The organism is Kribbella sp. NPDC006257 (genome assembly GCF_040613535.1).
Lineage (GTDB): Bacteria > Actinomycetota > Actinomycetes > Propionibacteriales > Kribbellaceae > Kribbella.
In genome coordinates this window covers 50133-75277 of the sequence record NZ_JBEXSJ010000028.1, presented here as the reverse complement: position 1 = coordinate 75277, position 25145 = coordinate 50133, and the positions used below count along the sequence as shown (strand labels likewise).

Below are 25145 nucleotides of genomic sequence, written 5' to 3'. Positions count from 1 at the left end.
CGTTAGAACGCATAGGGGTACGGCGACCAGTCGGCCGGCCGCTTCTCCAGGAACGAGTCGCGCCCCTCGGCAGCCTCATCGGTCGCATAAGCCAGCCGGGTCGCCTCACCCGCGAAGATCTGCTGGCCGACCAGCCCGTCGTCGATCAGGTTGAACGAGTACTTCAGCATCCGCTGCGCCGTCGGCGACTTCGCGCAGATCCTCTTGCCCCAGTCGAGCGCGACCGCCTCGAGCTCCGCATGCGGCACGACCCGGTTCACCATGCCCATCCGGTAGGCGTCCTCGGCGGAGTACTCCTCGCCCAGGAAGAAGATCTCGCGGGCGAACTTCTGCCCGACCTGCCGTGCCAGGTACGCCGAACCGAACCCGCCGTCGAACGACGCCACGTCCGCGTCGGTCTGCTTGAACCGCGCGTGCTCCGCCGATGCCAGCGTCAGATCGGCCACCACGTGCAGACTGTGCCCGCCACCCGCGGCCCAGCCCGGTACGACACAGATGACGACCTTCGACATGAAGCGGATCAGCCGCTGCACCTCGAGAATGTGCAGCCGGCCGGCCTTCGCCGGATCGATCGTGTCGGCCGTCGTCCCCTCGGCGTACTTGTACCCGTCCTTGCCACGGATCCGCTGGTCGCCACCGGAACAGAACGCCCACCCACCGTCGCGCGGTGAAGGCCCGTTGCCGGTCAGCAGCACGCAGCCGACGTCGGTGGACATCCGCGCGTGATCGAGCACCCGGTACAACTCGTCGACCGTCCGAGGCCGGAACGCATTGCGGACCTCGGGCCGGTTGAACGCGATCCGCACCACCCCCGCGTCGACCGCGCGGTGGTAGGTGATGTCGGTCAGCTCGAAGCCGTCCACCTGCTTCCAGGCCGACGGATCGAAAATGTCGGAGATCTGCTCGGGTTCGGTCACAGGTGCGAGCTTATTTCAGCTCCGCGCGGTGCTCTCCCGCAGGACGACCTCGGCCCGGAACGTCTCCGTCGTCGGGTCGCCGCCCTCGACCGCCAGCTCGAGCGCCCGGCGGCCCATCTGCTCCAGCGGCAACCGCACCGTGGTCAGCCCCGGCCAGACGTCCCGCAGGGTGGCGATGTCGTCGAACCCGGCCACCGCCAACTCGCCCGGTACGTCGACCCCGCGAGCCCGCAGGGCCGACATCGCGCCGACCGCCATCACGTCGTTGACCGCGAACAGGCAGTCCAGATCCAGCTTCTGATCGAGCACCTCACCGGCCGCCTGATGCCCGCCGTCCCGGGTGAAATCACCGGCCCGTACGGCGACCGGCTCGATCCCCGACTCGGCCAGGCCGGCCAGGAACCCGTCCCGCCGGTCGACCGCCGTCGCGAGCGCGTCCGGACCGGCCAGTACGCCGAACTTACGCAACCCGAGCCCGACCAGCGACCGGGCCAGCTCGGCCGCACCGGCCCGGTTGTCCGGCTCGATCGTGTGGGCCGGCATCCCGGCCTGGCTGACCAGCGCCAGCCCGGCCCCGGAGCCGAGGAAGTTCTCGATCTCGGTGGCCGTCCGGGCCAGTCCCTCGGCGTCGGTCCGGCGGCTGCCGATCATCACGGCGGCCCGGGCGCGCTGGGCCCGCAAGGACGACAGGTAAGCAATCTCACGGTCGGCATCACGGAACGTGCTGGCCATCATCACCAGCAGACCGCGTTCGTCCGCGGCCCGCATCACGCCGTTCGCGATCGCCGCGAAGTACGGGTCCTCGATGTCGTGCACGAGGATGCCGACCACGTTGGTGGACGACTTCGCCAGCGCCTGCGCCTGGGCGTTCGGTGTGTAACCGAGCGCGGCAGCAGCGTCCCTGACGCGTTCCTGCAGCTCCGGGCGCGGAACGCGGTCCCCGCCGTTGAGCACGCGGGAAGCAGTCGCGACCGACACTCCCGCACGCTGCGCTACATCCAGCAATGTCACCGGTGCTCGCAGATTCACTGGTTACCCACCTTCCGGACCACTCTCCCCCTGGGTGGCGGTCACACTATCGGACGGCGGGCCGTCATCACCCTTCGTAGCTGAGAAGAGCCTGCCAATGTCGCCAGGACCTGGCATTGCGAGCCGGTAATGACTAGCCTTCCAAGCCATGACGACCGTCCACGCCAGGGTCGCGATCCTGGTCTCGTCCAGCCTGCTCTGTCTGGGGGCTTTCGCCGGTACCGCATCGGCATCCAGGGTGCCCGACGGCCCGGGCGAGTCCGCCCTCGCAGCAGCAGCGAGCGCCGCACCGAGCGTCACCGGTGTCCCGGCGCACGTCGACGCGCGGTCGCACAGTACCCAGCCGGTCTACGACTATGCGGGCGCGATCCGCGAATCCGTCTACGTCGACACCCACCTGGACACCGACTCCGACGGGCAGACCGACAAGATCGCCGTCGACATCGTCCGGCCGCGCGAGACCGCGGCCGCCGGGGTCAAGATCCCGGTGATCATGGACGCCTCGCCGTACTACTCCTGCTGTGGACGCGGGAACGAGGGCGAGAAGAAGACCTACGACGAGAACGGCGTCATCCAGAAGATGCCGTTGTTCTACGACAACTACTTCGTCCCGCGCGGCTACGCGATGGTCGGCGTGGACATCGTCGGCACCAGCCGGTCGGACGGCTGCGGCGACGTCGGCGGCAAGGACGAGATCGCCTCGGTCGTCGCGGTGATCGACTGGCTGAACGGACGCAACACCGCGGAGCACCTCGACGGCACCCCGGTCACGGCCGACTGGACCACCGGGTCGGTCGGGATGATCGGCAAGTCGTACGACGGGACGCTGGCGAACGGGGTCGCCGCGACCGGCGTACGGGGTCTGAAGACGATCGTGCCGATCTCGGCCATCTCGTCCTGGTACGACTACACCCGTTCCGGCGGCGTGCCGTACTCGGTCGACTACATGCCCTGGCTCGGCGGCGCGGTCGGCCACGACACGCCGGCCTGCGACGCGGTGCGTGCGGACCTCGGCGAGCAGGACGACGACGAGACAGGCGACTACACCTCCTTCTGGGCCGAGCGGGACTACGTCAAGGACGCCCGCAAGGTGAAGGCGTCGGTCTTCATGACGCATGGCCTGAGCGACTACAACGTGCAGAGCAACCACTTCGCGCAGTGGTGGGCAGCACTCGGCAAGAACCACGTGCCGCGGAAGATCTGGCTCGGGCTGGAGGACCACGTCGACCCGTTCGACTACCGCCGGGACGCCTTCGTCGACGAACTGCACAAGTGGTTCGACTACTGGCTGCAAGGCCTGCAGAACAACGTGATGAAGGAGCCGGCCGCCAGCGTCGAGGTCGCGCCGGACGTCTGGCGGAACTACCCGACCTGGCCGGCCGTGAACAAGACCGTGCCGGTGCCGCTGGCCGATGGGAAACTAGGGGCCGCAGGCAAGGGAACCGTCACGGTGACCGATGACCCGACGCTGACCGAGGACACCATCGTGGCCACGCCGACGGACGTGATCGCGGGCCGGCAGATGTTCCTGTCCGCACCGTTGCCGGCCGCGATCCGGGTCAGCGGTACGCCGACCGTCACGCTGCGGATCAAGGCCGACTCGACCACCACGCCGGTCACCGCCCGGCTGATCGAATACGGCAAGGCCGACCGCTACGCGGGCTTCGAGACCGAGAACGGCGACCCGGACAATCCGGACACCTACGACTGTGTCGGCGAAGAGGCCGCCTTCGACGACCCCTGCTACTTCAAGATCAAGAAGCTCACCGAAGAGAGCGACTTCGGCATCGTCAGCCGCGGCTGGATCGACGCCGCGCACAGCAACTCGCTGACTCACCCGACTCCGCTCACCCCCGGCCGCTGGACCACCGTCACCATCCCGCTGCGCGCCCAGGACGAGGTGATCCCCAAGGGCAGAGTCCTCGGCCTGGCAGTCACCTTGAGCGACACCGAGTGGACCACCCCCAACGACACCGGCGCCAGCATCGACATCGACCTGGCGAACAGCAAACTCAACCTCCCGGTCACCGCCGGCAAGGTCGCCGCCCCCACCAAGCCCCAGCCGATCCAGGTCGACATCACCACCCCCACCCAGCGCCCCGACCTGCACGACCCGCTGCGCTGAAACCAGACCCGACCTCAGGACACTAGTTCTCGGGAGGTGGCTGAGGCTCGGGCGGCGGGGCCCAGAGCTAGGGCGCCGATGGCTATCAGTGTGGCGATCAGGAGCCAGCCGAGGGGGTTCCAGGTGACGGCTAGTGCGGTGAAGGCTGCGGGGCCGAGCATGGACTGGAGTTGGCCGCCGAGGCGGAAGGCGCCCTGGTACTGCGCCCGTTGGGTCGGAGGCGAGAGCTCGCTGACCAGCCCCCAGCCGCCACCCGACTGGAAGAGTTCGCCGAAGGTGATGCCGACGTAGGCGACGACCAGCAGCAGGATCGTCAACAACCTCGGCGTACCGGCAGTGAACATTGCCGCCACGCAGCCGATCGCGATGAAGCCGGCGGCGATCCGGCAGGCGCGGATGGCACCCGGAACCGACTCCGCTCCGCGCGCCGCCCACACCTGCAGCCCGACGGCCAGCACCGTGTTGAGGGCGAAAAGCCAAGCCAGTAAGGCGTGTGGCGCATTCGTGCGTTCGACCAGCCAGAGCGGGAAGACGACGGTCAGCAGAACGCCGTGCGAAGCGACCAGACCGTTGAGCAGCGACATCGCCAGGAACGGCCGATCGCGCAGCGCCGCGAGCCTCGACGGAGGCGGACCGGTCTGCTCGTGGTGTGCCGGTTTCGGCAGCCGGGCGATCAGGAGACTGTTGAGCAGCATCAAGAAGCCGGCCAGCAACGGAACGGCCATGATCGCCGACCGGCTCCCGGTCGCGAGGGCGAGTCCGCCCAGCAAGGCGCCGACGGTGAATCCGAGGTTGAGCGCGGACCGGACGTAGGCGAGCACCTTCACCCGGGCGCCTCGATCGAGTGCGTCCAAGGTGTACGCGCCGCGGCCTGAGTTGCCTGCGGACTCGACGAGAGCCAGCAGGATCACGATCGCGAGGAAGGCAACCACTCCTCGGGCCCATGGGTAGGCCAGGTAGATGCAACCCTCCGCCAGCGCGCCGATCAACCAGCTCCGGAGCGGGCCGAGGCGATCGACCAAAGCGCCCACCGGGACCGACGCGACGAAGGCCACGACGCCGGCGATCGAGATCCCGACTCCGACCTGGGCCGCCGACAACCCGACGATCTGGGTGAAGAAGACGGCGTTACCGGACAGGAAGACGCCCGAGCCCACGGCGTACAGGGCGGATTGCAGGCAGAGCCGCCGAGGCAGACCGGGCGGAGGCAGCAGTCGCATGCCCTAGATGAAAGCTGCCGGACCGGCCCGGCGCGAACGATTCACTCAGCAGTGAATCGAACTAGAGTGGCCGAGTGCTGATCACCCGCTTCGGCCCTGACGATCTGGCCGCTACCCGGTTCGCCATTTCGCCGTTGTGGGAGACCGTGACGAGCCGCTGGGCGGTGCACGATCCGGCCCGGCACGCGATCCACCTGCCCTGGATCAAGGACGCGAACCGCGCGAACAAGTCGTCCGTACTCCGACCGCACAAGCCGTTGCTCGAAGCACTCATCCGGCCCGGCGCCTGGCTGCCCGACTTCCTCACGCCGGCGCCGCAGACCCCGCTGACCACCATCCAGGCCGAGCTGGCCGTCCTCGGCGCCACCCCGGCGGAGATCGTCCGCGAGGACCTCGAGGTGACCCACCAGCAGACCCCGCTGACCGAGCTGGGCTGGCAGATCCATGCTGAGCCCGAGCGGTACCTCCCGGCGATCGTCGAGGCGCTGGCGACCTGGTGGGAGCTCGCGATCGCTGCCGTCTGGCCGAAGCTGCTGACCCTGCTCGAGGCCGACATCGCCTTCCGCACCAGAACATTGGCCGACTACGGTCCCGCCCGGATGTTCGCGGAGCTGCACCCGAGCCTGCGCTGGCGGGACGGCCGGCTGGAGATGGAGTGGGGCCGCGATCTCGAACTGGAGTTGCGTGGCGAGGGGATGCCGATCGCGCCGAGCATCTTTCTGGACAACCTGCCGGCCTTCACGGTCCGGCCCGGATCGCCGGTGTCGATGTTCTATCCGGTCCGGGCGGTCGGCACGCTCTGGGAGCGATCCGTCGCACCGACCGGGCAACCGCTCGTCCGGCTGCTCGGCGAGACCCGGGCCCGGATGCTGCTGATCCTGGACGCACCGCAGACGACCAGTCAGCTGGCCGCCCGGCTGGAGCTCGCGCCGGGCGGGATCTCGGCTCACCTGAAGGTGCTGCGCGATGCCGGGTTGCTGACCAGGCACCGCCAGGGCAAGCAGGTGCTCTACCTCCGCACCGATCTCGGCCACAGTCTGGTCGACTCCTGAGCTTCCCGCCGCAGCGGGCTATGGTCATACTTGCCCGGGTTAAGTAATGCGGCGGAGGAGCGAGATGCTGAGGCACGAGGTTGTTGAGGGCAGTCGGGGCGTCATCGGCGAGCCGGGGAGACTTTGGTACGCCGAGCCGGCGACCCGGTGGTTCGAGGCGTTGCCGATCGGGACCGGGCGACTCGGCGGAATGGTGTACTCCGGTGCCGCCGTCGAACGCATCCGTCTCTCCGAGTCGACCGCCTGGTCCGGTGCGCCAGCGACGACCGATGTGAGCCCGACCGGCCTCGCCCAGCTACCGCGGATCCGCGAACACCTCTTCAACGGCCGGTACGCCGAGGCGCAGGCGCTCGCGGGTGAGCACCTCCTCGGCCGCCCAACCTCCTTCGGCACCAACGTCCCGCTCCCGGAGCTACTGTTCGACTTCGGCGAGGGCGACGAGCCGACTGAGTACGAGCGATCGTTGGACCTGACAGATGCAATAGTGCGAACCAGCTACACGAGAGGCGGAATCTCCTTCACCCGCGAGGTTTTCGCCTCGCACGCCCATCAGGTGATCGTCCTACGATCCATCACCAGCGCACCAACAAGCTTCAAGATCTCCTTCAGCGACGATGCGATCCCGTCCGAGGTCTCAACCGAAGACGACACCCTCGTACTGCGAGGCCACGCCTACGAGTTCCTCCACTCCAACGGCCGTGTCGGCTCAGCTGTAGAGATCCGCACCCAGGTAGTTGCCGACGGCTCCATTACCGCCGAGGACGACCACCTCCAGGTCAACAACGCCACCACAGCAACCGTGATCATTGCCGTTGGCACCGATTGGCAAGGCGACGACCCGGCCGCGTCCGCCAGCCTCGTCAGCAACGCCATCGCAGCAGGATTCGACCAGCTCAAGCAGGCCCACCTCGACGACTACACGCCGCTCGTACGGCGGGTTGCGCTCGACCTGGGTCGCACCGAGGACGGCGTACGGGCGTTGCCGACCGGCGAGCGGCGGGCCCTGTTCGCCAAGGGTGGCGAGGATCCCGAGCTGGTCTCGCTGTACTTCCAGTACGGCCGGTATCTGACGATCGCGGGATCGCGCGCGGACTCGCCGCTTCCCCTTGCCCTGCAGGGACTCTGGAACGACGGCCTCGCCTCGACCGGCGGATGGACGAACGACTTCCACCTGGACATCAACACTCAGCAGAACTACTGGGCGGCCGAGATCACCGGCCTCGGCGAATGCCAGCAGCCCTTGTTCACCTTCATCGAACGGCTGGCCGCGAGCGGTCGGCGTACCGCTGAAGAGCTGTACGGCGCACCGGGCTGGGTTTCGCACACGGTCACCAATGCCTGGGGATACACGGCACCTGGCTGGGGACTCGGCTGGGGCCTTCATGTGACGAGCGGGATCTGGATATCCCTGCAGCTGTGGGAGCACTTCGAATACAACCGGGACCTCGCCTTCCTGGCCAGGAAGGCGTACCCGATCCTGCGGGAGGCGGCGCAGTTCTTCCTCGCCTACCTGGTCGAGGACCCATCGACCGGCCGGCTGCTCAGCGGCCCGTCGGACTCACCCGAGAACTGGTATCTGTCGCCCGACGGTGAAGAGTGCTCGATCTCGATGGGCAACACCACCGACCGCGTGCTGATCGAAGCGCTGTTCCGGATCTGCATCGAGGCCTCCGAACTGCTCGGCATCGACGAGGAGCTTCGCCGCGACCTGTCGACCGCCCGCGAGAAGCTGCCGCCCTTCCAGATCGGCAAGCACGGCCGGCTCCAGGAGTGGCTGATCGATTTCGACGAGGCTGCGCCGAGCCACCGGCACACCAGCCACCTGATCGCGGTCTACCCCGAACGCCAGATCACCCCGCGGGACACCCCGGACCTCGCCCGCGCGGCCGAGGTCGTCATCGAACGCCGCCAGGCCGCCGACGGCTGGGAGCAGACCGAATGGGTCGAGGCGAATCTGATGGCGTTCTCCGCTCGCCTGCTGCAAGGCGATCGCGCCCTGCAGCACCTGCGCGGCCTGATCGGCGATGCCAGCGAACACAACCTGATGTCGTACTCCGCCGGCGGCATCGCGGGCGCGGAACAGAACATCTACTCCTTCGACGGCAACTCCGCCGGCACCGCCGCCCTCGCCGAACTCCTTGTCCAGTCCACCCAGACCGAGATCGAACTGCTCCCCGCCCTCCCGACCAGCTGGTCCGCCGGCACCGTCCAAGGCCTCCGGGCCCGCGGCGGCTACACCGTCGACGTCAGCTGGGACGCCAACCGCATGACCAGCGCCACCATCAGCGGCGGACAGGGTGAACCGCTGCATGTCCGCCTCGGCGACGAGGTCATCGAGCTGACCATCGACCCCGGTACTACGGTTCGGATCACGAACTAGCTTCGGCCACGAAGTGCATGGGATCACCGGAGCCGAGATCGGTGATCCCGGCCGAGTGGAACGCACCGACCAGCAGCGACCGCCGGTGCGCGGCGAAGGTGAGTACGTGCGCGACCATCCCGCCGTACGTGAAGACCCGCGGCGGTTCGCAGGTCGTGTCGACGAAGGTCTCGTCGAAGCGGCCTTCCTCGTTCAAGCGGTTGACCAGGGCAACGAATCGCGAGCCGGCAGCAGCGTGCCTGGTCCGCAGTTCGGCGATCGGCGTCGTCACCTGGATACCACACTCGGGTACCTGGAACGGCTGGTCCTCGACCGACGCCAGCCACATCTCTTCCTGCCAGACCAGGCGATCCAGCAGGTAGCGGATCGACACGTCGTCGTCGATCCCTTCCACCGACAACTCGATCCGATCGTCCAGTTGAGCGGCCGGCAGCCGGTCGGCCCGTTCGATCATCTCGCCGGTGAGCCACACGTGGTGCTCGACCATCCGTACCAGTACATCCATCCCTCTCGCCTCTTTCGTCGCGGGCAGGCGCAGGCCTGCCGGTGGCTGGAAATGAACTCCGCTCGGCGCCGCCAGGAAGAACCGTCGTGACGGTTCGCGCCGCCACTCCCGTGGCGGCATCCCGTACGCCCTCGTGAAGGCCCGCGTGAACGCTTCATGCGACCCGTAGCCCGCATCGATTGCGAGGTCGAGGACGCCGGAGTCCTCCGCGAGCAGCCGGTACGCCGCCCGCTCGAGCAGCAGCCGCCGCCGGAACGCCGAGGGCGACTCGCCTGCCACGGCTGGGACGACGCGATCGAAGTTCGACCGCGACATGTGCACCCGGCGGGCCAGGTCGCAGCCGGTGGTTTCCGGGTCGTCGAGGCTGTCGGCGACCGCGGTGACGAAGCCGGCGAACACGTCCGTGGAGTTCATGGCTCTACTGTGCCCGCGAAGCCGCCCGGCGGACTTGATCGATTTCACCGAGTCGGCGCGCGGTCAAACAGCATTGCGTAGTACTCCATGATGTGTAGTAGTCTGCTCGGCAGAGCACCGTGAGGCCCGGTCTGAGGGGTCCGGGCCTTGCGGTGCACCCAACGACTTCGAGGGGGTGATGGCGATGGACACCAGTCAGCTGCTCAAGGGCGTCCTGGACCTCGCCGTACTGGCCGTCCTGCGGGACACCGACGGCTACGGGTACGACGTGCTCCGCCGGTTGCGCGCCGCCGGGCTCGAGGACGTCGCGGACGCCTCGGTCTACGGCACGCTCCGCCGGTTGTTCGCGGCCGGCGCGCTCACGTCGTACGTGCAACCCAGCGAAGAAGGCCCGCACCGCAAGTACTACGGGCTGAACAAGACAGGGCTCGACCTGCTCGCCCAGTCGACCAAGACCTGGAACCACTTCGCCGACACGATGTCGGTGCTGCTCCAAGAGGAGGCGGCGTGAACAGCACCCTGACCGGAGCGGTCGCGATCTACCTCGCCCAGGTCCGGGCCGAGCTGAGCGACCTGCCGCCGGGTGAGCTGGAGGACGTCCTGGACGACGTCGCCGGCCACCTGACCGAGGTCGCCGGCGAGTTCGAGCACGAGCCCACCGCGCAGACCTTGCAGGAGCGCCTCGGCACACCCCGCCAGTACGCCGACGAGCTGCGCACCGCCGCGGGCTACCCACCTTCGTCGGGCAAACCGTCAGGCGCCAAGGCGGCCGAGCTCAAGGCCGGCGAGTCGGCCCTGCGCTGGGGCGTCATCGCCTGCCTGGTCGGCCCGTTCTTCCTGATCATCGCCCTGCTCGGCACCGGCCGCGACATCACCGCGGGCTTCGGCTTCCTCGGTCTCATCCTGCTCGCGGTCACTGCCTACCTCGGCGTCCGGGCCCTGCGCGGGTACTCGCCGCGGATCGTCCTGGAGACGCCGCGCGGCGCGAGTACGGCGGCCTGGATCCGCGAGTCGATCGACCAGATCCCGCCGCACGTCCGGAGCGAGCTGGTCACCATCGGCCAGCCGGTCTGGTGGGTGGCGCGCGGCGCGGTCGGCGGCGCGGCGTTCTTCCTCGTCTTCGGCGCCAACGCCGTCACGGTCGTCGGCGCGCTGGCCGGCGCCGCCGCGTCGATCTGGATCGGCCGCCGCACCCAGCAGGACGCCCGCTGGCTCTGGTACGTCGTACCGCTGAACGTGGTCGCCACGATCATCGTGCCGGCCTGGCTGGCCACCAGCTTCGTCGGCGGACCGGGCAGCATCTTCAACAACTACAACGACTACCGCAGTACGAACAACAGCAACTACACGCCGAACGGCCTGAACCTCGATGGCAACCCGATCGTCAACGTGTACCCGTTCGACGACCAGGGCCGGCTGGTCCACGTCCGCTTGTACGACCAGAGCGGCAAGCCGATCAGCCTGATCCGGCAGGACTGCGCGATGCAGAACGGCAACCGGCCGCAGGACGAGTACACCAACTTCTTCCCGCTCGTCTCGGTGCAGGACGACCCGAACGCGCCCGTGGACGCCAACGGCGTGGCGATCTGCAAGGACAGCGACAAGCCGCCGTTCGTGCCGCCGCCGGCCCCGGCCACCCCGACGACGCCTGGTGCCTCCGTGACGCCGACACCGACGACCAAGCCGACTGTTGGGACCTCCACCAAGCCGACCGCCGGCACCTCCGCCAACCCGTCGAAGTCCGGCACGCCCCCGTCGGTCCCGCCGAGCAGGTAGCGCGCAGCTGGGCTACCCGTGCGCCGCGGCGACCTTGCGGTACGTGTAGCCCAGTTTCCGGTACACCGAGATCGCCGCCTCGTTGTAGCCGTGCACCATCAGCCCGGCCTGCCCGTAGCGCTTGACCAGCTCGGCCGTCGCGAACGCACACACCTGCCGCGACAACCCCTGACCGCGCGCCGACGGCTTGGTGGCGACACCGGCCAGGAACCCGATCTCCGGGGCACTCCAAGCATCAGCCGCAATGCTCAGCAGCTCGCCATTTTCGCCGCTCACACCGGCCCATCGCAGTACGCCGTACCGCCCGGGCCACGCATATGAGTCAGGCGACGCCTCCGCCAGCAACTCCTCGACGCCGGCGTCACTCTCCAGCCACGCAGCGGTCGTCACCTCTGAGGGCGCCACCGCCGTATGCATCCAGCCGAAGGACGCGGCGAAGTCCAGCCTCGGAACCCGCTCGACGAGCTCCCGGATGAGCTCCTCGTCGCCGAACGCCCGCAGGCTCGGGTTGATCTCGGCCAGCACGTACTCGACCAGCCGCGCGACCTCATCCGCCGGACCGTAGACCGCCAACCGATCGTGCATCGACAGCTGCGGCGACACCACCACGACCGCGTCACCGGCGGACCAGGCGCGAACCCGCCCGCCGAGCTGCCCTTGCCCGCACCACACGATCATCGGATCGCCGGCAGTGATCCTTGCCAGCTCTGCTGTTGTCGAGACCTCACGCACCCGGCCAGCTTAGAGGGGCTTGCTCAGTCCCACCGCACCCGGCGGTACCTCGTCGGACGACAGCGCGTAGCCCGCCTTTTGGTAGAAGGCGATGTTCCGTTCACTCCGTTCGCCCGTGAACAGGGTGAACTCCGAAATCCCTGCGGGTGCTTGGCTTTCGGCGTACGCGAGCAGTCGTCGCCCCAGCCCACCGTGCCGCTGATCGGGGGCAACCATCAGCCGCCCGATGTGCCAGCTGTCGCCGACCCGCTTGGCCCGCACCGAACCGACCAGCCGCCCGCTCTTGCGGACAACCCAAGTCGTCCAATCCCGCAAGGCTTCCTGTACTTCGTGCTCCGACTCCTGCAGCGCGGGCAAGTCGAGTCTGTCGTTCGCCAGCGCTTCGTCGACCCAGCAGCATCGCTGCAGGACCAGCAACTCGGCTACGTCGGTTGTTGCCGCGGGCATGATCTCCTCTTCCGCGCGGTAGAGCGGACGTAGTACATCGGCAACGTGATCGAGCTCCGACAACGCCTCCTGGGCGCGCGCGGCCAGGCGTTCCGTCTCGATCACCTTGCCATCGATGAAGGCTTCCGCGATCCGCAAGAAGATGTCGCCGCCGATCGAGAGCATCCGCATCGTGGCCGCGACACTACGAGCCATCTGTACGCCGCGGGTGCCGGCCGAGGTATTGCCGTACCCGATGAACAGGCACGGTTTCCAGGCCCACTCCGAACTCAGATAGTCGAACGCGTTCTTCAACGTCGCGGGCATCGAGTAGTTGTATTCGCTCGTCACGAACACCAACGCGTCCGCCGAACCCACCAGGCGACTCCACGCTTTGGTGTGCTCGTGGAGATAGATCCCGGTTGACGGATGCTCGGGCTCGTCGAGGAACGGCAGGCCGACCTCGGCCAGGTCGGCGATCTCGACGTCGACACCGCGGGCGGCCGCAGTACCGGCTGTCGCCCGGACGAACCAGTCCGCCACCGCGGGCCCGAGCCGTCCCGGCCGGGTGCTCGCGACCACTACGAGAATTTTCTTTGACATGTCAAAGAGGGTAGCGCTGTTCTTCGACATGTCAAAGAAGTACGATCGGGGACGTGACCCGATGGCTCGAACCCGATGAGGACCGCGCCTGGCGAGCGGTCCGGCGCCTGCTGACCGTGCTGCCGTCCCGGCTGGCCCGCGATCTCAATCAGCTGGAGCTGTCGAGTGCCGACTACGAAGTACTGAGCACGCTCTCGGAGAAACCCGACCGGCGCTGGGGCCTGAAGGATTTCGCGGTGAAGATGCAGTGGTCCCGCAGCCGGCTGTCGCACCACGCGGCCCGGATGGAGGCCCGCGGCCTGATCGACCGCGAACCGGATCCCACCGACGCCCGCGGTTCGATCTACCACCTCACCGACCACGGCTTCGCCATCCTCGCCAAGGCGGCTCCCGGCCACCTGAACTCCGTCCGCACCCGCTTCCTAGATCACCTGACCCCCGAGGAGCTAGCCGTCCTGGAACGGGTAGCGACCCGCATCGCCAACCTCCCCGACTAGCCGCCCTGGAGCGCCACCCGCATCGCCAACCTCCCCGACTAGCCGCCCTGGAGCGCCACCCGGATCGCCGACCTCCCGGACCAGCCATCCCGGAGCGGATCGCCGATCGCCCGGGCTAGCTGGCGGACCACCACCCGGCGGCCGCCGCGACCTGGTGTGATGCTAATCGGCGGCGTCCCACCAGGTGAGGTGGGCTTCGGCTTCGCTCAGCGGCTCGATGGTCTCCCAGACCTCGACGATCAATCCGTCGGCGAATCGCACGATGTCGACGACCACGATCTCCGGACCGCCCGGTAGCCGTCGTCGCGAATGCATCACCACCTGATCGCCATCCGCCAGCAGATGCAACATCTCAACTTCCTGCTCTGCCAACGGCACCAACGCCTTCTCCAGCGACGCAAGCCACTCCGCTTTCGTCGAAGTCCTATCCGGCCGGTGATGGATGAAATCCCTGCTCAGCAAGGGCTCCAGCGTCTTGGTGCTGTTGGTCGCGAGCAGCTCGCCAAGCGCCTGCTGAATGATTGTCTTGTTGTCTGTCGTCGTCATGTCCCGCAGTGTTTCCGCGATACGACCAGCTTGTCGATGAACTCTGACTTCATCGCGCAGTACTCAGGCGGTGAGTACTGTCGACCTCGTGCAGACGATCGGAGAGCTCCTGCGGCACTGGCGACACCGCCGCCAACTCAGCCAGCTCGACCTCTCGATCGCCGCGGACGTCTCGGCCCGGCACGTCAGCCTGATCGAGACCGGCAAGTCCAACCCGAGCGCCGAGATGATCCTGCGGCTAGCGGACCAACTCGACGTACCGCTGCGTGACCGCAACCGCCTCCTCCTCGCAGCCGGCTTCGCCCCCCGGTACGACGAACGCTCGCTCGACGGCGCCGCGATGGCGGTCGCCCTGGCCGCGGTCCAGCGAGTGATCGAGGCCCACGAGCCCTACCCCGCAGTCGTTTTCGACCGCCGCTGGAACATCGTCCTGACCAACCGCGCGGTCGACCCGTTCCTCGCAACCGTGGACCCCTCGTTGCTCCAGCCCCCGATCAACCTGGTCCGGCTGGCACTACATCCACGCGGCTTCGCCCCTCTGATCACCAACCTCGCCGACGTACGCACAATGTTCCGAACCCGCATCAGACGCCAACTAGGCGCCGCCCCCGACCCCGAACTCACCACGCTCTACGAAGAGCTACTCACCCCAGGCCCGGACGAAACCGCCCTGGCCCTCGACTCCGAGATCGCAATCCCGATGATCATCCGCCACGCCGGCCACGAACTCCGCCTCTTCTCCACCATCACGACCTTCGGCACCCCGCTCGACATCACCCTCGACGAACTAGCCATCGAGTCCTACTACCCCGCCGACACCCGCACCGCCACCTACTTCACCACCCCCACCTGACCCCCCACACCGCTCAAGGAGGGCACCCCGGCACACCTGCCGAGCACGACACCACAGCACACCGATCGACCCGGAACGGCACACCGACTGGGCACAGGCCCCACGACGCACCGGCACGACGGCACACCGACTGGCGCAGAAACGGCTGTGCATGCCCCCACGGCAAACCAGCTGACGCGACACCACCCCACCAGCTGAGCACGGCACCACGGCATACCGGTCAGCTCAGGAACGGCGCACCGGTTGAGCACGGCAACGACGTACCGGTTAAGCACGGCAGCACGGCGCACCGGTTGAGCACGGCAACGACGTACCGGTTGAGCACGGCGGGGCGGCGTACGGGTTGGCGCGGGAGCGGCGTACGGGATGGGCGCGGCGTACGGGCTAGGGGGTTTCTGCACGCTGGATGGCGTAGGGGCTGAGGTGGTGGTAGCCGCGGACGGAGACGCGGCGGAGTTTGCGGATCCGGTACGCCGGGTGGCCGTCCAGCGCGGCCGCGATCTCCCGGTCGCCGAGTACCCGGCCGGGCTTCGCCTCCGAGGTGAGCCGCGCCGCAATGTTGACCACTTCGCCGTAGACGTCACCGAGGCGGATCAGAATGCTGCCGTAGGCGAGCCCGATCCGCAGCTCGGGCATGTCGCCGGCCTCAGCGACCTTGTCCTGCAACGCGAGCGCGACCGCCGCCCCCTGAGCCGGCGTATCTGTCACGAACAACACCTCGTCGCCGATCGACTTGATCACCCGCCCGCCGTTCAGCGCGACCACATCGGCCGCCATCCCCTCGAACCGCTCGATCAGCTGCCCCAGCTCAACCTCCGACAAGCGCCGAGTCAACCGCGTGTAACTGACGATGTCCGCGAATCCGACCACCCGCACACCACGAGCCAACTCATCGGACCCGGCAACCGCGCGCCCAGCCGCGGCCGCCAGATGCCGCCGCCAGACATATGTCTGCAACCGTTCCATTGCCGGTAGCAACAAAGACGCGACCTCGATCGCGTCATCGGCCGCCAGCTTCGAATTAGCCAGAAATTCCAGGAACATCGCCGACTGCCAGGACGCCAGCCGCGACTGCGTCTGGCCGAGCTTCCGCGCAAGCGACGACTCCACCGCAGGATCGATGAACCCGTCGTCCTCCAGCGCCGCGACCAGCCGCAACGCCTCCACATCGCCATCGGTGAAGGCAACCTCATCATCCGGCACCGTCGCGAACCCGAGCGCATGCCACATCTGCTCGGCCCGCTCGATCGAGATCCCGGCCCGCGCCGACACCTCGATCCGAGTGAACTTCCGCTCACCACCGAGCAACGCCTGCTCGAAGTCCCTCTGCAACGCCCCCAGATCCGGTCCCACCCCCAACTCAGCCTCAACCTCCCGCAACCCAGGCACCTCCCCAGGCGACTCGCTCACCCCACCCACCCGCCCACCCGCAAATACCGTCCGCATCCCGCCCGACGCCTCCGCCACCCCAGCGCAGCCGCCTCCGCGGAGAACGCGAGCAACTCAGCCGTCTCGGTAGCGGACCCGGGCAACTGGACACCCAGGCGAGCCCTCTCCGCGGCGTACGCGGGCAACCGCACACCCAACTCCGCCATCCGCGTGGCGTACGCGGGCAACTGCACACCGAGCTCCGCCGTCTGCGCGGCACACACGGGCAACTGGACACCGAGGTGAGCCGTCTCGGCCGCGGACCCGGACGACCGCACACGCAGCTCAGCCCTGTCCGCCGCGAACCCGGGCGACCACACACCCAACCCAACCGTCTGCGCGGAGAACGCGGGCAACTGGACAGCCAGGTGAGCCGTCTCCGCGGCGGACCCGGGCGACTGCACGCCCAGCCCAGCCGTCTGCGCGGAGGAGGCGGGCAACTGGACAGCCAGGTGAGCCGTCTCCGCGGCGGACCCGGGCGACTGCACACCCAGCCCAGCCCTCTGCGCGGCGCACGCCGGTGACTGCACATCCACCTCAGCCGTCTGCGTGGCGGACGAGGACGACTCAGGTGGTGGGTTTGTCACCACGTCGCTCGGCGATCGTCGCGTCGATGGCGTCGCGGAAGTTCGGCAGCCGGTTGGTCAGGTCGTCGAACTTCTCCCGGGTGAAGTGCAGCAACTGCAGCCGGCTCTTCGCCGTCACCGTTGCCGTCCGCAACCGGTTCTGCCGGACCGCGACCTCACCGGCGATATCACCCGGCCCGAGCTCGGCGATCTCCTCACCCTTGACCCGGACCGCCGCCGTACCGCTGATGATCAGGTACGCCGCATCCGGCGGCGTCTGCTCCAGGATCAGCGACCACCCGGCCGGTACCGAGACCTCTTCGCCGGCCCGGAAGATGTCCTTGATCTCCCGGCCGGACAGATCCGCGAACAGCGGCAGGTCAAGCGGGGACGTCCTACCCAGTGCCACGTCGATCCTCCGAGCCCGCCGGGCATCCTCCGGCGATCAGCCGATGTTTCCAGTCAGTAACTCTAACGCCCAACCCCACCAGAGGTCACCGACCACCTCCTCACCGCCCCGAACCCGCCCCCGGCGCTGCGCCGACACCCTGGCGAAGCTCGACGCCAAGGAGAAGGACGTCGCCGAGGCCGAGCACCAGGTAACCACCTCCTGCTGGCGATAGGCGACACCGCCCGCCCCTCCCGCAGCCGCGTCAGGCCCCTCCTAACGACGCCGAACGGCCCCGCCCCACCCGTCGCGGCGGATCCGAGGCCCGAACTGCCGAAGTCGGCTGGAACTGTCCGAGGTCGACCGGAGCCATCTGGCTCGGTTGGTCCACGCGAGACGCGAGCTCGATCTGTGTGAGGTCAAGTCGCAAAGGAGCAGCGCGTCAGGGGATATCACCCCGAGATCCCGCGCAGCCGCCGACACCGCCTCTGAAGGATGACGCGCTCAAGACACCTCGGCCGACTGCGCAAGGCATCGTTGGCCGACACCGAGCGTCACGACGCCGACGTCTCCAAGTCGGACACAAGTCGGACACGCAGAAAGCCCGCCTGGCCCGGTGAACCGGAGTAGCCAGCAGTCGACGGCTGTCGTTCTACCGGGTGATCAGGTCGATTCGACCCGGCGCGAGCCGGGCGTGGTTAGCCGGCGTCTTGGGTTTCGAGGCCCCAGGGGTCGAAGTCGGCAGGCTTGAGTGTTGCCAGTGGGGGTGGATCGCCGACCATCGGGAAGGCGCGGACCGGGCGGAGGGTCTGTTCTGGTGGTCCTTCGCCCCAGAACGGGTCGTTGCCAACTCCGAAGGCAGCCTGCGTGGTGTCTGCGTGCGTGGTTTCGCCTGGTAGAGCAGGTGATCCGTCGCCGGCGTGGGAGGCGGCCGGGGATGTGCCGCTGGTTGCGGGCGTGGTGGCCCAGGCAGGCCGGGAGGTAGACCCGCCCGACAAGGAGGTGCTGACGCCGCCGGACCCGGCGATGGTGGACCCGTCGGAACCGGCTCCAGTGGATCGGTTGGAGTCGACGGCAGTAGCTGCGCTGGTGCTGGCGATGTTGCTACTGCCGGCGCGGGACCTGGTGGACCCGTTGGTGCGGGAGCTGTCAGCTGGCCTGGTGCCAGATGTGGTGGACCCGCCGGGGCGCGAGCGGTCAGTTGCGCTGGTGCCGGGCGTGGTGGACCCGGCGGCGCGGGAATTGGCGGCTGAGCCGGTGCTGGACGCGGTAGGCACGCCCGAGTGGGAACTGGCAGGTGCGCTGGTACCGGATGTGGTGGGCCCGGTGGCGCGGGAACTGGCGGCTACACCGGTGTCCGACGTGCTGGTGCCGGTGTCCGACGTGCTGGTACCGGTGTCCGACGTGCTGGTGCCGGTGTCCGACGTGCCGGTGCCGGTGTTCGACGTGTTGGTGCCGGTGCCGGGCGTGGTGTTGGTGGCGGTGGGGGCGGTGGTGGTTGCGCCGGTGCGGGGTGTGGTGAACCAGGCCCTGCGGCCGGTGGTGCGGGGTGGGTCGGCCCAGGACGGTCTGGTGACGTGGACCTTGCCCTTGGTGATGGTGATTGTGTAATGGCCGTGGTGAACGGCGGTGTGATGAACACCGCACAGGAACACGAGGTTTTCGACCGATGTCGGGCCGCCGTCGATCCAGTGAATGATGTGGTGGGCGTGGGAGTACCGGGGTGGCATGCCGCACACGACGCAGCCTTTGTCGCGGCGGGCCAGGACACGCCACATGGCTTTGGTGACGTAGCGCTGGCCGCGGCCGACGTCGAGGGGTTCGGATTCGGAGCCGAGGACGACCGGGATGACTTCGGCGTCGCAGGCCAGCCGGCGCACCGCTGCGGCGGACAGGCGGTCACCGAAGTGGAGGTCGCCGGTGGCGTCGGCGCCTTTGTTTTTGAGGTCGTCGTAGTCGATGGTGATGGTGATGTGGGGCTTGATCCCGCCGTGGCCGGGGAGCTCACCCGCCGCCGCGGCGATCGCGAGGGTGTCGGACAGGGCGTCGGCTTGGCGCTTCTCGAGGGTGCGGGGGTCGCGTTCACCGTCGAGGGTCGGGCGGGGCTTCGCGGCGGCCTCGATCGACGTCTTGAACAGTGCAGCATTCTCGGCAGCCAAGAACCCGGAGAACTTCACGCCATGATCCGCGTTCGTGATCCGCAGCGCTTCACGCTGCCGGGCGGCGTCCTCGGCCGGCTCCGGGCCATCGGTGTCCAGAACGTCACGGACCCGTTTGCCGAGTTTCTTCAGGTCCCACGGGGACAGGTTCCGGGCCGCTTTCACCATCTGGTCCTCGGCGGCCTGCAGGTCCTCGACAGGCACCATCGCCGCGGCCGGGACCGCCTCCAACGCAGCCACGATCGCTTCGGCCTGACTCGGGTGCAGCAACACCGGCAACTCATCACTAGACAAGCCGTCAGCCGCCACGCGGTCATCCGACAAGGCATCGGACACGGCGTCATCGGGCACGGCGTCATCGGGCACGGCGTCATCGAACACGGCATCATCGAACACGGCGTCATCGGAGAGGATGTCCGTGGCCTGGACGTCACCGGCATCGGTGACTTCGGTGGCCTCGGCGGAAGGGTCGGCGTACTGGACCGCTGGGTCGGGGCCGGGTGGGGCGTAGACGTCGGGCAGGGCGGCGGACACGGCCGGGTACTTGGGCAGCGCCAAGGCCAGTTTCAGGTCGCGTTGGGTTTCGGGTGGGTTGAGGCGGTGTCTCGACGCGACGAACCCGGCGGTGGATTGGCCGCTGATTTGCTTGGTGTGACCCGTTTCGTCCAGACGAGCGAGGACTTCCAGGCGGTAGGTCTGCAGGACCGACATCTCGGCGTGCAGCGCGTCGAGAGTGGCGAGTGCTTCCTCGCCACTCAACATGTACGCCGGACGCGGCGCCTCCAAGAGGTCCATGCCGACAACACTAGACCCCGCCACCGACAGTTTCTGAATCCCAGAACCCCTTGTGGATAAGGGATTTTGGAGACGCGGGAACAGGTCGAGTTATGCACAATTGCCCACAGGTTGTGGATAAAGGAGAGCGGCGAGGGAGGTTGCGCAGTAACGTTCGGGGGGTGCTGGGGAATCGATTGGTTGCAGAGCTGGCGAGACCGGTGGTGGGGTCGGTTGCTGAGGTCGAGCGGGTTCAGGGGTTCGCCGGCAACGAGTGCTTTCGTTTAAGAACAGGCGCCGGCGAGACGTTCTACCTGAAGTCGGGGGCGGCGGAGGCGGTCAGGGCGGAAGGCTGGGCGTGTGAGCAAGCGCGGCGGGTCGACGTACTGGCGCCTGAGGTCCTCAAGGTCGAAGTCGAGTCGCCGACGGCCTACCTGATTGAGCGGGCTGTTCCGGGCGAGCCCATCTCCGCCACGGACGAGGGTGTGCTGGCGACCGTTGGCGAGCAGCTTCGCAGGTTGCATGGGGTGACGGGCAGCGGATATGGGTTTCTGCACGAAGGGTTGAAGGACACCTGGAATGAGGTGATCCGGCAACCATTCGAGCGGATCGGCGAGTTGACGGCGGCAGGGGTTCTGCCGGTTGATCTCGCGGCGGAGCTCAGCGCACTCGAACCGTTCGCTCAAGAACCGTCCAGACCCGCGCTGCTTCATGCCGATCTGCACCCTCGTCACATCTATGCGCAGGACGGGAAGCTGACCGGAATCATCGATTGGGGCGACGCAGCCTTCGGGGATCCGCTGTTCGAACTCGGGCGCTTCTCGTGCGCAGGATCGGCACCGACCACCGCGCTCCTCGCCGGCTACGGCCTCGATCGCACCCCCGAGCTCGACCGCATCCTCACCTTCTACCGCATCACCTGGTCCCTCCTGGCGATGCAGTGGGAACTGGCCGCCAACGGCGACTGGTTCGCCGCCCACGCAGAAGCCATCCGCTCCGACCTCCCCTTGCTAGCGTGAAGAGTCGGCGCCAGGTTGAAGAGGTGGGGCTAGTTTGCCGGTGGGCCGTTTGCGGTCCTCGTGCGCTCGTCGAGGAGGCGGTGCTCGCTTGAAGTAGCCGCGTGAAGAAGCGCCAGCTTGAAGAGGCGGGGCTACTTTGCCGGTGGGCCGTTTGCGGGCCTCGTGCACTCGCTCAGAGAGGCGGCGCTCGCTCGATGTAGCCGGCGCTGGCGTGAGGAGCGGCGCCAGCCTGAAGAGGCGGGGCTAGTTTGTTGGTGGGCCGGCGGCGATTCGGGTGCGGACCTGTTGCATTCGTTCAGGCGAGTGGTGCGGCATCTCCCATCGGGTCTCTAGCCACCACGTAGCGCCCGCTTCGGCCCAGCCGGCAACCCGTACGACGTCCTCCTGGTTGCCCGGCCTCGTTTCGCCCTCCGCAATGACGTCGAAGCCCGGTGCCATGCCTTGCGAGGTCAGCCAAGTACGTAGTACGCGCATCTCCTCAGGGCCGCCCGACTCGAATTGCGGCAGCACCCCGTCGCAGCGCAAGACCCGCCGCATTGACTTCGGGCGCGGCCAGGCGCCCACCACCCAGATCGGGATCCGCTCCTGCACCGGCCGCCCGACCTTCGCCAGGTCGTCCCGCGCGCACTCGTAGTCGTACTGCACACCGTGGTACTGCGAACGCCCGGCCCACAACTCGCGGATCAGATCGATGCCCTCGTCGAGCATCGCCGCCCGGGTCCGCAGATCCAGCTCCTCCCCGGTCCGCGGCAGATCGGTCTCCGTCGCCCCGAGCCCGACCGCGAGAATCGCCCGCCCGCCGGAGATCTGGTCGAGCGTCGCCACCTGACTCGCGACCTTCCACGGCCGCCGCCACGGCAACGGCGTCAACATCGTCCCCAGCCGGACCCGCGACGTCCGGGCAGCGACCGCCGTCAGCAATCCCCACGGATCAACCCCGTAGGCCGCTTCCCACGCAAACACGCCGTCCCAGCCGGACTCCTCAGCCAGCACAGCCTGCTCCAGCTGCTCAACCGCCGACCCGCCCGGCAGAATCACTCCGAATTTCATACCTCTTTCTACCCACCACCTCCGACAATTTCCCAGCGACGACAGCAGCGAGCGCGCAACCCGTGGTGTTGAGAAGGATGTCGGTGAGGTCCCCTGCAGTGCCAAGCGGCGTGAAGGCCTGGGTGATCTCGATCAACGAGGACAGCAGAAACGCACCGCCGACAGACACGAGCACCAGCCGCCAGCCCCCAGCCGCCAGCCCCCAGCGACCAACACGCAGCAGGATCCAGGGCAACAGCAGCCCGGCCGGCGCAAAGAGGAGCAGGTTCAGGACGATCTCGGGCCTGCTGACTGCGCTCTGGGCGCCGAACGGAACCCAGTTGAAGAACACCAACCCGGAAGGGGCGCGAGGCCGTCCGCCAAGTGTCACCAGCAGCAGTCCGACCACCCACAGCACGCCTGCTCGCCAAGCCAGGAGGGCGGCCTGAGGACCCTCGCCGCGTCGGCTCGGCCAGATCAAGCGCACGACGACCCAGGCGAGGAACGCCAAAGCCAGAACGGCCGCAGGAACAACGAAACTGACCGGGATCACGGGCATTCAAGCGACGCGGGCGGCCGCGACCAGGAGGAGTGCCGGGCGGCGGCGGTGGATTGCCAGGTGGGGGTGGCTTTCGACCTGGGTCGCCGTCGGTTGAGGTTCATCGACGGCGAGCAAAGAGAAGCCGCGAGAGCACAACGTCATCAGCAACGACGACACAGTCCGGTGATACTTCTGTACGCCGTCAACGAACCAACTCCGTTGCCTAAGGCCCTCATCAAAATAGTCATCGATCACCAGGTCGGCCGCCTCCAAAGGCGCCGTGATCACCGGGTGCTCGATCGAGAACACGAACCGGCCACCGGCCGACAACCACCGTGCGATCCGCGCGACCAACCCATCGAAGTCCTCCACATAGTGCAAAGCCAGACTGCTGACGACGAGGTCGACACTCCCAGCCGGCAGATCAAAGTCAGCGATATCCGCCTGCACATAGCGCACCGACACATGCTCCCGAGCTCGCGAGAGCATAGACGCCGACAGGTCGACCCCAGTGACCGATGCGGCACCGGCCGCAGCAATCCGTACGGCGAGTTCGCCCTCCCCGCACCCGAGATCCACCACGCGCAACCCGCCAACCGGCGGAAGCATCGCAGTGAGCGCCGGAATCTCCAGCGCAGAGTTCAACCCCAGACCGTCCCGCCGCAAGCCCCGATACCCCGCCAGGAACACCGGGTCGTCATAGACGCTCATCACAACCACCGAGCCAGATCGTGAACGTCGATCATCGGCAACTCCCAGCGCAACGCGAACTCCTCCAGGTCCGCCGCATCCGCCATCACCCCGTCAGGCCGCATCACCTCGCAACAAACCCCAACCGGCGCAAGCCCAGCAGCAACACAAAGCGCAACAGTCGCCTCCGTATGCCCCCGCCGCTCACTCAACAACCCCGGCCGTGCCGCCAGCGGAAACACGTGCCCCGGCCGCAGAAAGTCCCCAGGCACCGACGACGGATCAGCCAACCGGCGAATCGTCGCCGCACGATCAGCAGCACTCACCCCAGTCCCAGGCAGCGACGCAAGATCCACCGGCACATGCATCAACGTCCCCTGCCGATCCCCCTCACCCGGCATCTTCGGAATCTCCAGCCGCTCCAGAACCCCAGCAGCACAAGGAATCGTCGTATGCCCACAAACCTGCGTCAGCAGAAACGTCATCGCCTCTGGCCGGAACCGCTCCCCCGCGAAGACGACATCCCCTTCGCCCTCCAAGGTCGGATCCCACACCACGACCCCACCACCAGCGGCCAACTGAGCAACGACTTTCTGTACGCCGACCGCCCCACTCAAATGCCCCGCCCACGGCAACCGACGCACCGCCCGAAGCAACGAGGGCCCATGCCCAGAACGCGCCATCCGCGCCAGCAGATCGCTCTCCAGATTGACCCGGTCCCCCGACTCCAACGCCCCCAGCCGCGTCAACTTCAAAGTGTTCGGCACCAGCACCACCGAGAACCGGTCCTTCAGTACTTCGGCCACCGTCAGGCTGACCCCGTTCACCGCGACCGACGACTTAGCCACCAGCCTGGCCAGCAGCCGCTCACCCGGCTTGATCCACACCCGTCGCCCGGCCGGTTCGTCATCGATCCGCAGCACCTTGCCGACCCCGTCGACATGGCCCTGCACCAGGTGACCGTCGATCCGGTCACCGGCAGCGACGGGCAGTTCGAAATGCACCGTCGTACCGGCCGTGATCCGGTCCAGCGTCGTTCTGCGCCGAGTCTCGTCGGTGACGCTGGCGACAAGCGAGCCGGGTCGCGCGGACTCCATCGTCAGCCGTACGCCGTCCAGGCAGACCGCGCCGCCCGGAACCAGCTCCACCAAAGGGTCCAGCGTGACCCGCAACGCTTCGTCAGTGACTTCGGCGACCGTGGCGGTCCGCTCGATTCTTCCTGTGAACACGCTTCATGCTCCTCTGCCGACACCACTCAGCCAGAGTGGAGGTAGGCCAGGGATCCGGTCGGATCCGAGCAGAAGCGGGGTATCACCGCGTGGCCCCGGTCAGCAGCCGGGTCACTCCGCCAGTCGCACGGAGCCGACGGGCCCGGGAGCTCTCCCTGCCGTCACACCTTGGAATCGCACCGCCAGCAGTTAACCACATCAAACGTTCCCTTGACCGGAGGCCGAGTTGCGGAACTAGCAGAGGCGC

At 67.8% G+C, this 25145-nt stretch carries 22 protein-coding genes; 8 read left to right on the top strand and 14 right to left on the bottom strand.

Annotation, left to right across the window (positions count from 1 at the left end; translation table 11 throughout):
• Window positions 1-2 precede the first annotated feature (2 nt).
• Window positions 3-917 (bottom strand): 1,4-dihydroxy-2-naphthoyl-CoA synthase, encoded by a 915-nt coding sequence (locus ABZ004_RS28830; protein WP_355684210.1) that lies wholly within the window; start codon window positions 915-917, stop codon window positions 3-5.
• Window positions 918-932: 15 nt separating this feature from the next.
• Window positions 933-1946, bottom strand: coding sequence for a LacI family DNA-binding transcriptional regulator (locus ABZ004_RS28825; protein WP_355684209.1), 1014 nt, complete (start codon window positions 1944-1946; stop codon window positions 933-935).
• Window positions 1947-2094: 148 nt separating this feature from the next.
• Between ABZ004_RS28825 and ABZ004_RS28820 the strand changes: the two genes are divergently transcribed.
• Window positions 2095-4071, top strand: coding sequence for a Xaa-Pro dipeptidyl-peptidase (locus ABZ004_RS28820; RefSeq protein ID WP_355684208.1), 1977 nt, complete (start codon window positions 2095-2097; stop codon window positions 4069-4071).
• A 14-nt stretch (window positions 4072-4085) separates the two neighbouring features.
• Here the strand turns inward: ABZ004_RS28820 and ABZ004_RS28815 are convergent, their stop codons facing one another.
• Window positions 4086-5291, bottom strand: a complete 1206-nt coding sequence (locus ABZ004_RS28815) for an MFS transporter (RefSeq protein WP_355684207.1) — start codon at window positions 5289-5291, stop codon at window positions 4086-4088.
• A gap of 74 nt (window positions 5292-5365) precedes the next feature.
• Here ABZ004_RS28815 and ABZ004_RS28810 point away from each other — a divergent pair, with 74 nt between their 5' ends.
• On the top strand, window positions 5366-6343 hold the full coding sequence (locus tag ABZ004_RS28810; protein ID WP_355684206.1) for a winged helix-turn-helix domain-containing protein: 978 nt from the start codon (window positions 5366-5368) through the stop codon (window positions 6341-6343).
• Between the two features lie 64 nt (window positions 6344-6407).
• A complete protein-coding gene (locus ABZ004_RS28805) occupies window positions 6408-8723 on the top strand; it encodes a glycoside hydrolase family 95 protein (protein WP_355684205.1) in 2316 nt (771 codons plus the stop codon).
• Here the strand turns inward: ABZ004_RS28805 and ABZ004_RS28800 are convergent.
• Entirely contained in the window at window positions 8713-9642 is a 930-nt protein-coding gene (locus tag ABZ004_RS28800) for a helix-turn-helix domain-containing protein (RefSeq protein WP_355684204.1), read from the bottom strand. The two genes, ABZ004_RS28805 and ABZ004_RS28800, sit on opposite strands and share 11 nt — an antisense overlap.
• Window positions 9643-9826: 184 nt before the next feature.
• Here ABZ004_RS28800 and ABZ004_RS28795 point away from each other — a divergent pair, with 184 nt between their 5' ends.
• Both ABZ004_RS28795 and ABZ004_RS28790 read left to right on the top strand, forming a co-directional pair.
• Window positions 9827-10153 carry a PadR family transcriptional regulator gene (locus ABZ004_RS28795; RefSeq protein ID WP_112242163.1) on the top strand — a complete coding sequence of 109 codons (327 nt, stop codon included), beginning with the start codon at window positions 9827-9829 and terminating at the stop codon, window positions 10151-10153.
• The gene (locus ABZ004_RS28790) at window positions 10150-11418 is read left to right on the top strand and encodes a hypothetical protein (RefSeq protein ID WP_355684203.1); all 1269 of its coding nucleotides are present in this window, start codon (window positions 10150-10152) and stop codon (window positions 11416-11418) included. Before ABZ004_RS28795 ends, ABZ004_RS28790 begins: the two co-directional genes overlap by 4 nt.
• Window positions 11419-11430: 12 nt before the next feature.
• On the opposite strand, the gene ABZ004_RS28785 is transcribed toward ABZ004_RS28790, so the two are convergent.
• Together ABZ004_RS28785 and ABZ004_RS28780 are read right to left on the bottom strand one after the other, a co-directional pair.
• Window positions 11431-12150: a GNAT family N-acetyltransferase gene (locus tag ABZ004_RS28785; RefSeq protein WP_355684202.1), complete on the bottom strand. Its 720-nt coding sequence runs from the start codon at window positions 12148-12150 to the stop codon at window positions 11431-11433.
• Window positions 12151-12159: 9 nt separating this feature from the next.
• Entirely contained in the window at window positions 12160-13179 is a 1020-nt protein-coding gene (locus ABZ004_RS28780; RefSeq protein ID WP_355684201.1) for a bifunctional NAD(P)H-dependent oxidoreductase/GNAT family N-acetyltransferase, read from the bottom strand.
• 53 nt (window positions 13180-13232) lie between these two features.
• Between ABZ004_RS28780 and ABZ004_RS28775 the strand changes: the two genes are divergently transcribed.
• Entirely contained in the window at window positions 13233-13676 is a 444-nt protein-coding gene (locus tag ABZ004_RS28775; RefSeq protein ID WP_355684200.1) for a MarR family transcriptional regulator, read from the top strand.
• Window positions 13677-13838: 162 nt separating this feature from the next.
• Here the strand turns inward: ABZ004_RS28775 and ABZ004_RS28770 are convergent, their stop codons facing one another.
• Entirely contained in the window at window positions 13839-14222 is a 384-nt protein-coding gene (locus ABZ004_RS28770) for a nuclear transport factor 2 family protein (protein WP_355684199.1), read from the bottom strand.
• Window positions 14223-14310: 88 nt separating this feature from the next.
• Here ABZ004_RS28770 and ABZ004_RS28765 point away from each other — a divergent pair, with 88 nt between their 5' ends.
• Window positions 14311-15075: a helix-turn-helix transcriptional regulator gene (locus ABZ004_RS28765; protein WP_355684198.1), complete on the top strand. Its 765-nt coding sequence runs from the start codon at window positions 14311-14313 to the stop codon at window positions 15073-15075.
• Between the two features lie 384 nt (window positions 15076-15459).
• On the opposite strand, the gene ABZ004_RS28760 is transcribed toward ABZ004_RS28765, so the two are convergent.
• The 3 genes from ABZ004_RS28760 to ABZ004_RS28750 all read right to left on the bottom strand — a co-directional run bounded on the left by ABZ004_RS28760 (window position 15460) and on the right by ABZ004_RS28750 (window position 20411).
• Complete coding sequence (locus ABZ004_RS28760) at window positions 15460-16485, bottom strand: adenylate/guanylate cyclase domain-containing protein (protein ID WP_355684197.1); 1026 nt, start codon at window positions 16483-16485, stop codon at window positions 15460-15462.
• Window positions 16486-17070: 585 nt separating this feature from the next.
• Window positions 17071-17478 carry a cyclic nucleotide-binding domain-containing protein gene (locus ABZ004_RS28755; RefSeq protein WP_355684196.1) on the bottom strand — a complete coding sequence of 136 codons (408 nt, stop codon included), beginning with the start codon at window positions 17476-17478 and terminating at the stop codon, window positions 17071-17073.
• 677 nt (window positions 17479-18155) lie between these two features.
• Window positions 18156-20411 (bottom strand): DUF222 domain-containing protein, encoded by a 2256-nt coding sequence (locus tag ABZ004_RS28750; RefSeq protein ID WP_355684195.1) that lies wholly within the window; start codon window positions 20409-20411, stop codon window positions 18156-18158.
• A gap of 161 nt (window positions 20412-20572) precedes the next feature.
• Here ABZ004_RS28750 and ABZ004_RS28745 point away from each other — a divergent pair, with 161 nt between their 5' ends.
• Window positions 20573-21409, top strand: coding sequence for an aminoglycoside phosphotransferase family protein (locus ABZ004_RS28745; RefSeq protein ID WP_355684194.1), 837 nt, complete (start codon window positions 20573-20575; stop codon window positions 21407-21409).
• 243 nt (window positions 21410-21652) lie between these two features.
• Here ABZ004_RS28745 and ABZ004_RS28740 read toward each other — a convergent pair whose 3' ends face one another.
• The 4 genes from ABZ004_RS28740 to ABZ004_RS28725 all read right to left on the bottom strand — a co-directional run bounded on the left by ABZ004_RS28740 (window position 21653) and on the right by ABZ004_RS28725 (window position 24898).
• The gene (locus ABZ004_RS28740) at window positions 21653-22459 is read right to left on the bottom strand and encodes an LLM class flavin-dependent oxidoreductase (RefSeq protein WP_355684193.1); all 807 of its coding nucleotides are present in this window, start codon (window positions 22457-22459) and stop codon (window positions 21653-21655) included.
• Window positions 22419-22856, bottom strand: coding sequence for a VanZ family protein (locus ABZ004_RS28735; protein WP_355684192.1), 438 nt, complete (start codon window positions 22854-22856; stop codon window positions 22419-22421). Before ABZ004_RS28735 ends, ABZ004_RS28740 begins: the two co-directional genes overlap by 41 nt.
• A gap of 141 nt (window positions 22857-22997) precedes the next feature.
• Window positions 22998-23690, bottom strand: a complete 693-nt coding sequence (locus ABZ004_RS28730; protein ID WP_355684191.1) for a class I SAM-dependent methyltransferase — start codon at window positions 23688-23690, stop codon at window positions 22998-23000.
• Window positions 23690-24898 carry a riboflavin synthase gene (locus ABZ004_RS28725; protein ID WP_355684190.1) on the bottom strand — a complete coding sequence of 403 codons (1209 nt, stop codon included), beginning with the start codon at window positions 24896-24898 and terminating at the stop codon, window positions 23690-23692. The genes ABZ004_RS28730 and ABZ004_RS28725 overlap by 1 nt, the downstream gene beginning before the upstream one ends.
• Window positions 24899-25145 lie beyond the last annotated feature (247 nt).